Source organism: Tsukamurella pseudospumae (genome assembly GCF_001575205.1).
Classification (GTDB): Bacteria; Actinomycetota; Actinomycetes; order Mycobacteriales; family Mycobacteriaceae; genus Tsukamurella; species Tsukamurella pseudospumae.
The window spans coordinates 20752-34337 of sequence record NZ_LSRE01000013.1 but is presented as its reverse complement, the minus strand read 5'-3'; the positions used below and the strand labels follow the sequence as shown (position 1 = coordinate 34337).

At 72.0% G+C, this 13586-nt stretch carries 12 protein-coding genes and 1 pseudogene; 6 read left to right on the top strand and 7 right to left on the bottom strand.

What is annotated here, in order from left to right:
* Nucleotides 1-29: 29 nt before the first annotated feature.
* The 3 genes from AXK61_RS11080 (at nucleotide 30) to AXK61_RS11070 (ending at nucleotide 3281) form a co-directional block, all read left to right on the top strand.
* On the top strand, nucleotides 30-902 hold the full coding sequence (locus AXK61_RS11080; protein ID WP_068573649.1) for a LysR family transcriptional regulator ArgP: 873 nt from the start codon (nucleotides 30-32) through the stop codon (nucleotides 900-902).
* Between the two features lie 46 nt (nucleotides 903-948).
* Nucleotides 949-2433, top strand: a complete 1485-nt coding sequence (locus tag AXK61_RS11075; protein ID WP_068745338.1) for a bifunctional phosphatase PAP2/diacylglycerol kinase family protein — start codon at nucleotides 949-951, stop codon at nucleotides 2431-2433.
* A gap of 140 nt (nucleotides 2434-2573) precedes the next feature.
* Nucleotides 2574-3281 (top strand): DUF4241 domain-containing protein, encoded by a 708-nt coding sequence (locus AXK61_RS11070; protein WP_082778131.1) that lies wholly within the window; start codon nucleotides 2574-2576, stop codon nucleotides 3279-3281.
* Here AXK61_RS11070 and AXK61_RS11065 read toward each other — a convergent pair.
* Genes AXK61_RS11065 through AXK61_RS11045 form a run of 5 tightly spaced genes read right to left on the bottom strand, consistent with a single transcriptional unit; the run spans nucleotide 3278 to nucleotide 8377 of the window.
* Nucleotides 3278-4093 (bottom strand): chymotrypsin family serine protease, encoded by an 816-nt coding sequence (locus AXK61_RS11065; RefSeq protein WP_068573652.1) that lies wholly within the window; start codon nucleotides 4091-4093, stop codon nucleotides 3278-3280. The genes AXK61_RS11070 and AXK61_RS11065 overlap by 4 nt on opposite strands.
* 16 nt (nucleotides 4094-4109) lie before the next feature.
* Nucleotides 4110-4973: a P1 family peptidase gene (locus AXK61_RS11060; protein WP_068573653.1), complete on the bottom strand. Its 864-nt coding sequence runs from the start codon at nucleotides 4971-4973 to the stop codon at nucleotides 4110-4112.
* A 42-nt stretch (nucleotides 4974-5015) separates the two neighbouring features.
* Complete coding sequence (locus AXK61_RS11055) at nucleotides 5016-5405, bottom strand: DUF5313 family protein (RefSeq protein WP_068573654.1); 390 nt, start codon at nucleotides 5403-5405, stop codon at nucleotides 5016-5018.
* The gene (locus tag AXK61_RS11050) at nucleotides 5402-5872 is read right to left on the bottom strand and encodes a MarR family winged helix-turn-helix transcriptional regulator (RefSeq protein WP_068575244.1); all 471 of its coding nucleotides are present in this window, start codon (nucleotides 5870-5872) and stop codon (nucleotides 5402-5404) included. The genes AXK61_RS11055 and AXK61_RS11050 overlap by 4 nt, the downstream gene beginning before the upstream one ends.
* Before the next feature lie 48 nt (nucleotides 5873-5920).
* On the bottom strand, nucleotides 5921-8377 hold the full coding sequence (locus AXK61_RS11045; protein WP_231855512.1) for an ATP-dependent DNA ligase: 2457 nt from the start codon (nucleotides 8375-8377) through the stop codon (nucleotides 5921-5923).
* 408 nt (nucleotides 8378-8785) lie between these two features.
* On the opposite strand from AXK61_RS11045, the gene ku reads away from it, so the two are divergent.
* On the top strand, nucleotides 8786-9598 hold the full coding sequence (ku, locus tag AXK61_RS11040) for a non-homologous end joining protein Ku (RefSeq protein WP_068573655.1): 813 nt from the start codon (nucleotides 8786-8788) through the stop codon (nucleotides 9596-9598).
* A gap of 9 nt (nucleotides 9599-9607) precedes the next feature.
* Here the strand turns inward: ku and AXK61_RS11035 are convergent.
* A pseudogene (locus AXK61_RS11035) lies at nucleotides 9608-10891 on the bottom strand (condensation domain-containing protein); the annotation flags it as partial.
* A 51-nt stretch (nucleotides 10892-10942) separates the two neighbouring features.
* Between AXK61_RS11035 and AXK61_RS24355 the strand changes: the two are divergent.
* A complete protein-coding gene (locus AXK61_RS24355) occupies nucleotides 10943-11716 on the top strand; it encodes an alpha/beta fold hydrolase (protein ID WP_082789312.1) in 774 nt (257 codons plus the stop codon).
* Here the strand turns inward: AXK61_RS24355 and AXK61_RS11030 are convergent.
* Complete coding sequence (locus AXK61_RS11030; RefSeq protein WP_068745337.1) at nucleotides 11619-12575, bottom strand: DMT family transporter; 957 nt, start codon at nucleotides 12573-12575, stop codon at nucleotides 11619-11621. The genes AXK61_RS24355 and AXK61_RS11030 overlap by 98 nt on opposite strands.
* A gap of 83 nt (nucleotides 12576-12658) precedes the next feature.
* Here AXK61_RS11030 and AXK61_RS11025 point away from each other — a divergent pair, with 83 nt between their 5' ends.
* On the top strand, nucleotides 12659-13570 hold the full coding sequence (locus AXK61_RS11025) for a LysR substrate-binding domain-containing protein (RefSeq protein ID WP_068745335.1): 912 nt from the start codon (nucleotides 12659-12661) through the stop codon (nucleotides 13568-13570).
* Nucleotides 13571-13586: the final 16 nt, after the last annotated feature.

Here is a 13586-nt window from a genome sequence, read left to right as displayed (position 1 = left end):
AGAAGGAGATTACCCATTAGAATTACTTCATGCTGAGCGGGCATCATCTCGAGACCCTCGTCGCCGTGGTGGAGGAGGAGAGCTTCGGTGCCGCGGCGGCGCGACTACGGATCACGCAGTCGGCGGTCAGCCAGCGGATCCGGGCCCTCGAACAGCAGGTCGGGCACGTCGTCGTCACCCGCGAGGGACCGTGCCGCCCGACCTCCCAGGGCGAGGTGCTGCTGGGCCTCGCCCGCGGCGTCGCCTCGCTCGAGGCCGACGCGCTGGGCCGGTTGGCGGGCGGCGCACCGTCGACCGTGCTGGACGTGGGCGTCAATGCGGACTCCCTCGCCACCTGGTTCCGCGACGTGATCGTCTCGATCGCCGCGCAGCCCGACGGTCCGCTGTTGCGACTGGTCGTGGACGACGAGCACCACACCGCGGACCTGCTGCGCGCGGGCTCGGTGCTGGGCGCGATCACCACCGACCCGGAGCCGGTGCAGGGCTGCTCGGTGGAGTACCTGGGCACCATGCGCTACCTCCCGGTGTGCACGCCGGCGTATGCGGAGCGGTGGCGTGCGGGCGGTCGCTGGCGCTGGCGCGAGATGCCGATCGTCCAGTACGACCTGCGCAAGGACGAGCTGCAGACCCGGGTGCTGCGCCGGCGCGGGATCGAGGAGGGGCCGCCGATGCACCGGATCCCGTCGTCGGAGGCCTTCGCGCACGCGGTGCGGGCCGGGCTCGGCTGGGGCAGCCTCCCGGAGGCCGACGTCGGCGACGCGATCGACCGCGGCACCCTGCTCCGCCTCACGGACGACACCGTCGACGTGAAGCTGTACTGGCAGTCCTGGCGGCTGCACACCCGCGCCGTCGAGCGCCTCACCGATGCCATCCACGCCGCGGCGGCGATCCACCTGCGCTGATCGCCGACGTGGTCCGGTCCGCAGCGGACCGGGGTACTTTCGGGTCATGTCGGATCCCGCGCCGCACCCCCTCCGCACCCTTCACGAGGGGCTGAGCGATCTCGACCGCCGACTGTTCGACGCCGTCGCCGATTCGCCGAGTCCCCTCCTCGACCTCACGATGCGCCCGCTCTCCGCGGCGGCGGATCACTCCAAGCTGTGGCTGGTGATCGCGGCCGGGCTCGGCGGCTTGGGCGGCCTGTCGTCGCGCCGCGGCGCCGTCCGCGGGATCGTCTCGCTCGCGGTCACGAGTCTCATCGTCAACCAGGGGCTCAAGCGGATCTACCCCCGTCGCCGCCCGGTGTTCGACGGTGTGCCGCTCCGCCGCGCCCGGCGCCAGCCCACCTCGACCTCGTTCCCGTCCGGGCACTCGGCGGCCGCGGCGGCCTTCGCGATCGGCGTGGGGCTCGAGAACCGCACCGCCGGTTACGCACTGGCGGGCCTGGCGGGCGCCGTCGGCCTGTCCCGGGTCGCCACCGGCGCACACTATCCGGGCGATGTCCTGGCGGGATTCGCGGTGGGTGCCGGCGTCGCGATCGCGGGCGCCCGGCTCGTGCCGCCCGTGGACGACAGCCGCACGATGACGCCGGAGCCCACGGTCGAGCGCGTCGAGACCGACCGGGACGGCGCGGGTCTCGTCGTGGTGCTCAACCCGGCGTCGGGCGACGGCACCGGCACGCGCGTGGCGGAGGAGATCCGATCGGCATTGCCCCGGGCCGAGATCGTTGAGCTCAGTGCGGATTCCGATATCGAGACGGTCGCCGCGGACGCCGCGGAGCGGGCTGAATTCCTCGGTGTGGCGGGCGGCGACGGCACCGTGGCCACGCTGGCCGCGCACGCCGTCGCGACGGGCAAGCCGCTCGCGGTCTTCCCGGCGGGTACCTTCAACCATTTCGCCCTGGACATCGGTTCGGAAACCGTTGCCGCCGTCGTCGATTCGATCCGCAACGGCAGGGTCGCCAAGGTCGACGTGGTGTGGCTCAACGACGAGAAGCTTCTGCTCAACACCGCGAGCATCGGCGCGTACCCGGACTTCGTCGAGGCGCGCACCCGCTATCAGAAGCGTCGCATCGGTCGCGCCACGGCCACCGTCCGTGCGATGCGCCACGTGCTGCGTCACTCCTCACCCGTGACGGTGCGGATCGAGGGCCGCCCGGCCGCCGTCTCCTTCTTCTTCCTCGGCAATTCCATGTACGGCGCACCGAGTTTCGTGCCCGGCCGGCGCTCCCGCCTCGACGACGGTGTGCTCGACGTGCGGTACCTCGAGGACGGGCACCGGTACGCCTGGTCACGGCTGTTGCTGTCCTGGATCAGCGGCCGGATCCGCAACTCGCAGGTCTACCGCGAGCTGCAGGCCCCCGTCGTCACGATCGACGCCGACGAGCCCTTCCGCGTGGCCCACGACGGCGAGGCGGGCGATCTGCACACCCGCGCGACGTTCCGCGTGGCCTACCGCGAACTACGCGTGTTCGGCACCAGCCTCACCCGCTAGGCGCGTGACCACCCGGCGGACTCCTTTCGCGTGCCTGAGGATGATCTCCGCGCCGACGGTCCCGGCGCTCGCGCTCTGCGGCGGACGAGTGCATCGACGTTTCGTAGCGGCGCGCGTCGATCGCATGCCATGATTTACCCATGGTGATTCGATCTGCACGATTGGCGATCGTAGGGCTCGTCGCGGTCATCGCGGTCGCGCTTGCGGGGCCGCTGGTCCACGGCGTCGGTGCGGCGCAGGCTGAGCCGCGCTATCCCGCACTGTCCGACTTTCACGCGCTTCGGGCCGGCGAGGCCCCGACGCGCACCGGACGGGTGCCGGTCACCGTCCGCGACCTCGGACAGCTCGTCGTCCGATCGGGGCTGGTCGAAGCGTCGGATCCCTATGTCAGCCTGGGGCAGGCGGGCAGGTTCGCCGTCCCCAACGGTACGTACCGCGTCGTGCAGACCGTTGCGGACATGTCCAAGAACCGTGATGGCTCCAACCGGCGCATCGCCTACCTCAGTCTCGTGCTCTCCGATCGGCCCACGACGCGCGTCGAGCTGGCGGTTCCGCCGGGCAAGCCGGCGCCCACCGGTGACAAGGTGTACGGCGTCGCGGTCGATGCCGGAATGGTGGCGTTCGCGGACGGCGCCGCGATTCGCGCATACCTGCCCACCGATGACGACCCGAGTGCCTTCATCAAGGGCTCCGGGATGTTTCCGATCCCGGGAGCTCAACACGGGGAGAACATCGCTGTCAGCGATTCGGGCTGGGGTGACGGCTTCTACCCCGTCCTCGTCACCCGCGCGGCCGACGGCTCGCCCACCGGACTGCACATCGATACCCAGGTGCTGGGCGTGCTCTAGACGGTCCCCAGCAGCGTCATGTCGTTCGCCTCGATGTCGGCGGCGATGAGTGTGCCCGTACCGCTTCCGGTTCCGGTGCCGTCGGCCCGGGTGTGCACGGAGTTGACCACGCCGACGGCGGTGAAGGTCCCGTCGGGCCACTTCGCGTACACCGGCCCGCCCGAGTCGCCCTCGACGGCGGGGATCCCGGCCCACGTCACGCGGGTGCCGGAGGCGTCCTCGAGAACCCCGCAGTGCCGGCCCGTGCGGGCGCCGACGATGCAGATCTCGGGCCGCTCCGCGCGCAACCGGTCCGGGGTGCTGAACCCGGTCACGGGCCCGATCGCCGGGGCGACCGGCGCGACATCCCGGCCCGCCACCTGGATGATCGCGATGTCCTGTCCGCGTGCGCTGCGGGTCGCCTTGATGTACTCGCCGAAGGGGACGCTGCTGTCCGCGGAGGTCAGGTAACGCGCCACGGGGTTGCGGTCCGGCCGCACCTGCCGCGCGGCCTCGGCGCAGTGCCCGGCGGTGAACGCCACGATCTGCCCGTTCGGGTAGCGGGCGAGGAATCCCAGCGTGCAGATGCTCGAGTACACCCCGAACGGGTCGGCGTAGGTGGCGATCCCCGCGCCGGTGGTGGGCCGCGTCGCGACCGCGGCCGGGACACCCGGCGCGACCACGTTGTACGGGGCCACGCTCGGCGTCGTGATCACCACCGCCGGGGTCGACGGTGCCTCCGGCGCCGGGCCCGGATCCTCGGGCAGCACGGCGCAGGCGGAGGCCAGCACCAGGAAGCACGCCGCCAGGCCGGCGCGGTGGAGGGGGATCATCGGCTCGGTCCGGACGTCAGGCGCGGGACCGGATGGCCTCGGCGACCGCGGTGATCGCGAGCGCGCGCACCAGGTCCACCTTGGCCTCCACCGCACCGGTGGCGGCGGAGATGAAGGCGTCACCGTCGAACCGGGTGTGCGGCGGGTCGATCGCGCGGGCGAGGCCGTCGTGCGCGCCCTGCGCGAGGATCAGGCACTCGACCTTGCTGAGCCGGGCGTTGGTGATCACCACGCCGATGGTGGTGTTCTCGCGGTTCCCGCCGCGCTCGAAGGGCTCGTAGCCGAAGTCCGCGGTGGCCGTCGACTCACCGGTCAGGATGTCGCCGAAGGCGTTCACGGCGCACAGTGCGCCCACGATCACCTCGCCGGCGCGTACCTCGGCGTACCCCAGCCCGGCGTCGTGGAGATTCTCCAGGCCGCGGGCCTTGCCCGTGGTGGCGCCGGTGCCGGCGCCGATCGGACCGTGCAGTTCGGCATCGGCGGACGCGGAAGCCGCTGCGGCGTAACCGTCCTCGGCGCTGGGACGTACCGTCGGGTCTCCGACCATGAGGTCGAACAGCCCCAGGGTGGGCACGATCGGCACCCGTCCGGCGACGGTCTCGACGCCGCGCCCCTCCTCCTCGAGGCGGCGCATCACCCCGTCGGCGCTGGCGAGCCCGAACGCGGAGCCCCCGGTGAGCACGGCGGCGTGGATCTCATCCACGGAGCGTTCGGGGGAGAGCAGGTCGAACTCGCGGGAGGCGGGAGCGCCGCCGCGCACCTCGCCGGACCCGACGGTGCCGTCCGGGAAGGTCACGACGGTGCAGCCGGTGCGGGCCGCGGTGTCGGTGGTGTGGCCGACGCGGACGCCGGGGATGGTGACGATCGCACTGACGGGCATGTCCTCAGGCTACGACGGTGCGCCGTACCGCGGGCGGGACGGTCAGGAGCGGGTGGGCGCGTACGCGGCCTCGTAGGCGCGGCGCGTCTCGGCGCGGCGGCGGATCACGGCGGGGTTCTCGAGCTCGGGGTCGAGGCCGTTCTTCTGCAGGCGGCGGACGCGGTTGGGGACGATGTAGACGGCGTTGTAGAAGAGCGCGAGCAGGGCGCCGAGTAGCACCGTCGCGCCGCGCAGCCACAGTGATCCGGGAAGCAGCAGTACGAGCAGCGCGTACACGGGCACGAAGGCCAACTGGCCGCGCAGCAGGTGCCGGGCGATCCACGTGCGGCGGGTCAGGTTGTGGCGCACCCACTCCCGGTTCCGCTCCGGTAGGGAGCCGGTGTAGACCCAGGCGAGGTAGTGCAGCGGATCGGGGCGGTGGACGGCGTTCATGGGGTCTCCTCGAGGGCGCCCGCGGCGAGCGCCTTGGCGTTGACGGTGGTGAGGACGCGGTGCAGGTCCTCCAGCTCGGCCAGGCTCGCGCCGAGCCTCTCGATGACGGCGGGCGGCACCGCGAGGGCCTGCTGGCGCAGGTCGCGACCGGCCTCGGTGAGTTCGACGTCGATCCGCCGCTCGTCGTCCGCGGCGCGGCCGCGGGTGAGCAGCCCCTGCGCCTCGAGCCGCTTGAGCAGCGGACTCAGCGTCGGCGAGTCGAGCTGCAGGGTCGCGGCCAGCGCCTTCACCGACCGCGGCGACGAGTCCCACAGCGCGAGCATCACCAGGTACTGCGGGTGCGTGAGCCCCATGGGCGCCAGGATCGGCCGGTAGACCGAGAGCACGGCGCGGTTGGCGAGCGCGAGTGCGAAGCACACCTGGCGTTCCAGGGCGAGGGGATCCGCGTCGGTCGTCGTCTCGGTCATGACGTCGACGGTATCAGTCGAGTAGTGCACTAATCAATAGTGCACTAACTATTCCTCCGGGCTCTCCCACGGCGCCTCGCCGGCGGTCGGCAGGTCGCCGGGCAGCAGGTCGCGCCGGAAGCCGCGCCACGTGGGCTGCCGAAGGTGGCCGCCGCGGCGGAGCGACGAGTACCGGACATCGCCGATCACCTTCGGCAGCACCCACACCGCGTCGCGGGCGTCAGGATCGTCGAGCGGCGCGGTGAACGGCGAGCGCCGCATCCGCAGCGGCTCCAGCTCCTCCTGCAGCGCCGCGAGGTCGCGGTCCGAGAAGCCGGAACCCACCGACCCCAGGTACACCAGCCCGGTCTCGGCGGGCAGGCCGACGAGGACCGAGCCGATCCCGTTGGCCCGCGAGCCCTTTCCGGGCTTCCAGCCGCCGATGGCGACCTGCAGGTCGCGCCAGTTCTTGTGCTTGAGCCAGGCCCGCACGCGCTGCCCCGGCAGGTACGGGGAGTCGCGACGCTTCGCGATGATCCCCTCCCAGCCGAGCTCGGCGCTCAGCGCCGCGGCCTGTGCGCCGTCGGCGGCGTCCACGAGTCCGGGAAGGGTCACCGAGGTGTCCGCTTCGAGCAGCGGCGCAAGGCCTTCCAGTACCTGCCGGCGCACCGTCCACGGGCGTGTGGTGAGGTCGACGCCGTTCAGTGCGAGCACGTCGAACAGGAACAGCTGTACGGCGCCGGCCCGGGTGTCGCCCCCCGCCATCAGGTGGAACGACGGTACGCCGTTCGCGTCGAGCACCACGGCCTCGCCGTCGAGCACGACATCCATGCCATCGAGATCGTGTGCGAGCGATTCGAATTCGGGGAACTCTCCGGTCACCACGCGCCCGGACCGGGTGCGCAGCGCGACGGTGCCGCCGCGCACCGTTGCGATGATCCGATAACCGTCCCACTTGCCCTCGAAGGCCCAGTCCGCGCCGGACAGCCGGTCGATGGGGGATTCGGTGGGCAGCATGGGATCCGGTGCTGACGTGGTCGCCGGGGCCTGCGCGCTCGCGGTCTTGTCCTTGGTGAGGTGCGCCAGCCAGTTCTTCTCGCCGGTGCGGATCAGCGCGTACCGCTTGCCCCGCAGGCGATTCCCGTACAGGGTGACGATGACCTCGCCGCTGCGCCACTTCTCCAGCTCGTAGGTGCCGTGGTCCCAGATGGTCACGTCGCCGCCGCCGTACTCGCCCTTCGGGATGCTGCCCTCGAACGCGGCGTAGTCCATCGGGTGGTCCTCGGTGCGCACCGCCAGGTGGTTGATCTCGGGGTCGTCGGGCAGGTTCTTCGGGACCGCCCAGGAGGCGAGCACTCCGTCGTGTTCCAGGCGGAAGTCGTAGTGCAGGCGGCGCGCGTGATGCTCCTGGATGACGAAGATCGGATCCCCCTGCGACGGTGCGCCGCCGAACGGCTCCGGCGTCTTGCGCGCGTCCCGTTTGGCTCGGTACGCGCCCAGGTCCACGGGCTCGGCCGGGGGCGTCGACGGTGCCGCGGGCGCGACCCCGGAGCCTGCCGGCCCGGGGCGTGCCGGCCCGGAGTCGTCGGCACGGTCGAGCCCGGCCAGGAGGTCACCGTCGGACAGGGCGCGCGCGAGGACCTCCCCGAACTCGAGCTGGCGCAGGCCGGGCCGGGCGAGCTCGTCCCAGGTGCGCGGCGCGGCGACCCACGGGTGGTCGCGTCCGCGCAGCGAATAGGGCGAGACGGTGGTCTTGGACGCGCTGTTCTGCGACCAGTCGACGAAGATCCGTCCACCGCGCTGGTCCTTCGCCATCGATGCGGTGACCAGCTCGGGCGACTCGGACTCGAGCTGGGCGGCGATCGCGTGGGCGACCTTCCGTGCGCCCTGTGACGAGATCCCGCCCGGGGGCAGCGGCGCGTAGACGTGCAGTCCCTTCGAGCCGCTGGTCACGGGGTAGGCGTCCATGCCCATCGCGGCCAGGAGATCGCGGATGCGCAGCGCGAGGGCCGCGCAATCGTCGAGGGTGACCGCCGGACCCGGGTCGAGGTCGAGGACGAGGCGGTCGGGCGGGCCGGGGACCTCCGGGACGAGTAGCTGCGCTCCGGGCGGTGGCGCGTCGAGCGGCTCCGGGCCAGGGGCGGCACCGTCGGACACGAAGGTCCACTGCGGCACGTGGAGTTCGAGGGCGGCCTGCTGCCCGAGCCAGACCATGCCGGCGGCGTTGTCGATGACGGGGTAGAGGGACTCGCCGTCGGAGTGGTGCTGGCTGCCGCGGCGGATCCACACGGGTGCGTGACCGGGCAGCCGCTTCTCGAAGAAGGCCGTCTTGTCGACGCCGTTGGGCCAGCGTTTGCGGGTCAGCGGGCGGTCCCGCAGGTGGTGGAGCGCGAACGGGGCGATGGCCTGGTAGTAGTCGATGATCTCGGCCTTGGTGGTGCCAGTGGCGGGGTAGATCACCTTGTCCAGATTGGTCAGCTGCACGGCGATGCCGTCGACCTCGCGGTTCTCCCGGATCTGCGCCACGGTCCCATTATCGGGTGCTGGCGCCGGCCGGGAAGGGATCGGTGGTCGGCGCCACGGCCATGCGTCGGACGCATGCCCGTTGACCTGCAGAAACGGGGTCGGTTTATGCGGTTGGCGCATATCCTTCAACTCCGGTCGGTCGGCGCCGGGCCGGTCAGCCTCGGTCGCGAATCGACCTGGTGCCGGAGCGGATCGACCCGCGCCGGGCCGGAGTGCCGAACCCGGTTATGCGCGAACTGCATACCCGGCCGTGATCTCGCAGGTCAGTGCCCATGCGCCTGACGCATGCCTCGTCGCGACGGACATGCGTGCCGAATCGTGGGGATCGTTGCCGGCCTCGTACGCCCGGCGAGCGCAGGGCCGAGAGTTGGTCTCGCATTCCGCACTCACACCAGTCACAATGGTCACATGCGCGCGATATGGACGGGTGAGCTGTCGTTCGGGCTGGTCAACGTGCCCGTGAAGGTGTACTCCGCGATCGAGAGTCATGACGCGAAGTCGCACCAGGTGGATGCGAAGGACGGGGTCCGGATCCGGTACAAGCGCGTCCGCGAGGGCACCGACGACGAGATCGAGTTCGCGAACATCGCCAACGCCTACGAGTCCGAGGGCGGCGACACCGTGGTGCTGTCCAAGGAGGACGTGAAGTCGATGCCGGTGGAGAAGCACCGGGAGATCGCGGTGACGGAGTTCGTGCCTCGCGAGGAGGTCGACCCGATCATGTTCGACAAGCCCTACTACCTCGAGCCCTCGTCGAAGTCGCCGAAGGCCTACGTGCTGCTGCGGCAGGCGCTGCAGGAGACGGACCGCCTCGCCATCTGCACCTTCACCCTGCGCAACCGCACCCGGCTCTGCGCACTGCGGGTCGTGGACGAGGTCATGGTGTTGCAGACCCTGCTCTGGCCCGACGAGATCCGTCAGGCGGACTTCCCCGCGCTCAGCGAGGAGGTGAAGATCCGGCCGCAGGAACTCGCGATGGCCGCCTCGCTCATCGACTCGATGGCCACGGACTTCGACCCCGAGCAGTACGAGGACGACTACCAGGTGCAGCTGCGCCAGCTCATCGAGGCCAAGGCCACCGGCGGCACGGCCTTCCCCGAGGCACCCGAGGAGGAGGCCGAGGACGACGAGGTCGCCGACCTGCTCGCCGCGCTCAAGGCCTCGGTGAAGAACCGGGAGGCGCAGGCCGAGCGGCCCGCCCGCAAGCGCGCCGCCGGCTGATCGGACTCACGCGCGGGCGCGGGCCTGCAGCTCGCCGACCACGGAGTCGAGCCAACTGCCGACGTTCGCGCGGGCCTCGAGGGTGTCCGGGTAGCGGCAGCGCAGGTGCAGGCCGGCCTCGTCGAGGATGAACCAGAGCATCACGCCGTCGGTCCGGATGGTCGCGCCGACGTACTGGGCGTCGAGGCGGGCGGCGTCGATGCGGACCGGGAGCCGCCGCAGGTCGAGCCACGAGATGGCGAACATGCCGGGCGCCTCGGGCATCCCGCCCCACTCGGCGAGCACGTCCTCGAGCGGCCACGAGCCCAGGCCCACCGCCTCGCGCACGGCGTCGGCGGCGGCGCGCGGCTCCGCCGACGGCGAGTCCAGCACCGAATTGGTGATGAACCAGCCCACCGAGTCGTGCCACCGCTCGTCGTAGCGACTGTGCACCGGGAACACAGCGCGCAACGGGGCGCCCGCGCGATCCAGCGTCACCCGCGTCATCGCGGCGACGGTCGCCGACAGCGTCGACACGCCCGCCGCGCGCGCCGCGTCGGCGAAGGCGGCCACCTCGTCGGTGCCCAGCACGTCCCGCACCTCGACCCGTTCGACGTACGGCTCGGGCGCGCCGAGCGGCAGCGGGAACACGGGCATGACACCGCCGCTCGCGGTCAGGATCTCCCGCCACCGCCCGCGCACCTCCGCGGGGGCGCGGGGGCGTTCGCGCAGGGCCCGGGTGTGGTCGACGAAGGGCGGCACCGGGTCCGACGACGGTGCGCGGTCCGCACCGATCTCGTCGAGCGCGGTGAGGAGGTCGCGCGCGATCACCAGCATCGACCACATGTCGGTGTGCGCGTGGTCGGCCGCGACGATGACCGTCGGCCCGGCGGCGGTCTCCAGCACGCACAGCCGGTGCGCCGGACGCCGGTACGGGGAACAGGCATCGTCGAGCACGTCCCGCAGCGCGTCGCCCACTGCCTGCCCCGGCCCGATGGGGTGCTCCACCCACGCTCCCGGTCCGACGGTGACCTCGTGCAGGGTCGGGCCGTCGGGCCCGGGGAGGAAGGCGGTGCGCAGTGCGCCGTGGCGCGCGATCACGGCGAGCCACGCCTGCGCGAGCCGATCGCGCGGTACGGGTCCGGGAAGCCGGAAGGACAGCGCCATCCACGATCCGGGCCGATCCCCGCCGCCGACGTGCCGCGCCTGGTCGAACGACACCGGCAGCGCGGCGCCAGGCTCCGACGCGGTGACGTCGTATCCGTACAGCCGGCCGAAGGGCAGTCGCAGGTGCGCGACATTGGTCAGTCGCATGGCCGGTACCCTAGCCCTTCCACGCACCGTTCGCCCGGCGAGAGAAGGCCGATGACCAGCTTCGACGTCCCCGGTGCCCGTCTCGCCGTCGAGTACAGCGACGAGGGCGGCCGCCCCGTGGTCCAACTGCACGGGCTGACCTCGAGCCGGGCCCGGGACCGGGTGCTCGACCTCGATCTCGGGCGCGGCCTCAGCGGAACCCGGTTGCTGCGTTACGACGCCCGTGGTCACGGCCGCTCGACGGGCCGTCCCGTCCCCGCCGACTACCGTTGGCCGAACCTCGCCGACGATCTCCTCCGGCTCCTCGACGCGTGGTTCCCGGGCGAGCGGGTGCACGGCGTCGGCCCGTCCATGGGGACCGGCACGCTGCTGCACGCCGCGGTGCGCGATCCCGACAGGTTCGGTGGCCTCACTCTCATGGTGCCGCCCACCGCCTGGGCGACGCGCCCCGCGAAGTCGATCGAGTACCGCTCCGCCGCAACGTTCCTCGAAGAGCGGGGCCTGCAGGCCTTCCTCGCCGCGGGAGAGGACGCGCCGGTGCCGCCGGCCACCGTCGGGCATCCTGCGACGGTGCCCGACGTGCCGGAGGAACTCCTGCCGGCCCTGTTCCGGGGCGCAGCCGACAGCGACCTCCCGGCCCCGGAAGCGCTGGCGCGGATCGACATCCCGGTGACGCTGCTCGCGTGGATCGACGATCCGGCGCATCCGGTGTCGACGGCGGAGGAGCTCAGCAGGATGCTGCCGCGGGCGTCGCTGTCGGTCGCCCGGACTCCGCAGGACGTGCGGGCGTGGCCGGCGGTGCTGTGCGCCGATGTCGCGGGGTGATCCGCGAGACCGCCACGCCCGCAAGGCAGAGCGCGCCGCCGAACAGGCCCCACCCGGTGGGCGTCTCGGCCAGGAAGGCCCAGCTGAGCAGGATCGACAGGCCCGGCACGGCGTACGACGACGAGGCCGTGACCCCGGCGGGGGTGTGCGCCAGCGCGTAGGCCCACAGCAGGAAGGCGAGCGCGGTCGGGACGAGCCCGAGGTAGAGCACACCGACGGTGCTGCTCGTCGGCGCGACCGCCAGTTCGCGGAACAGCCGGGGCGCCCACGGCAGCAGGACGAGCGCACCGACGCCCGCGCCCAGCGCAGTGGCGGTGAGCGGATCGACGGTGCGCAGCACCAGCTTCTGGGCGACCACGCTGATGCCGTAGAGCAGCGCTGCGGCGACTGCGAGGGCGACGCCGGCACCGTCGCGCCTGCCGTCCCCGGTGAAGGCGATGACGGCCGCACCGGCGAAGCTGATCGAGATCCCGACGACGAGCAGCGGCGGGAAGCCCTCGTGGAGGAACGCCCCGGCGAGGACCGCCACGACGATCGGTGCGATGTTCACGAGCAGTGCGGTGGTGCCCGCGTCCAGGTGGCGTTCGGCGGCGTTGACGAGAACCGTGTACAGCGCGAACCAGAGCGCGCCGTAGCCGACGGTCAGCGCGAGGGTGCGCCTGCGGGGCAGCCGGAGCCCGCCGTCGTACAGCGCCTTCATCGCCCAGACGACGCCGAGCGCAGCGGCGCCCACGAGCAGGCGGCCCTCGGCCATGGCGATCGGGGAGACGTGCGGGCCGATCGCGCGGATCACCACGAACGCGGAGGCCCACGCGAACATCACGGCGACGAGTGCCAGGGCTGGGAGTCGTTTCGTCATGCCTCAAGCCTGCGTCCGCTCCGGAGTAAGCACAAGCGAACGTTTCTGCATTACCATTCAGTAACACTGAATGGAGGAGCCTCATGCTCGATGCACACCGGCTCATGATCTTCCGCTCCGTCGCCGCCACGGGTTCCGTCGCGGCGGCAGCGGCCAGCCTCGGCTACACACCGTCGGCCGTCTCGCAGCACGTCGCCGCCCTGCAGCGCGAGACGGGCCTCAAACTCCTCGAACGGGTCGGACGCGGCGTCGAGCTCACCCCCGCCGGCCGGGTGCTGGCCACGGAGGCCGACGGTGTCCTCGCTCGCCTCAACGACCTCGGTGCCACGGTGGACGATCTGCGGGCGGGGAAGGCCGGCCGGGTCACCATGAACGTCTTCGCCACCGCGGGTACGCACTGGATGCCCGCGGTCGTCCAGACCCTCAGCGCGGAGTTCCCCGACACCCGCCTGCGCCTGCGGATCGAGGACGAGGTCACCGAGATCGCCGCGCGCCGTCCTGATCTCGCCGTCGCAGTGCGGCAGGAGCACGGGCAGACCACCGCCGTCGCAGGTTTCTCGCACGAGGACCTGGTGGTCGAGTCGTACGTGGCCGTCGTGCCGGACGGGCACAGGTTCGCCGGCCGTGAGGTGGTGGACATGGCCGAGCTCGAGCACGAACGATGGATCGACAACGACGTGCGCCGCGGAGCCTGCCGCCAAGCGGTGCTCGATGCGTGCGCCGCGGCGGGATTCACGCCCCGGTTCGTGGTGGAGACCACCGACTACCCGTCCGCGCTGCGGTTCGTCGCCCGCGGCGTGGGGGTCACGGTGCTGCCTCGCCTGGGCGCGACCGAACTGCCGTCCGGCACCGTCGCCGTCGACGTCTGCAATCCCGCGCCCCGGCGCACCATCGTCGCGTACGTCAAGGATTCGGAGTGCCGGAACCCGGTGGTGCGCCGGGCGATGCACCTGCTCCGCGAGGCCGCGGTGGTCGGAGAATCGGCCGAGTATTGATCGGCGATCGCCCAGC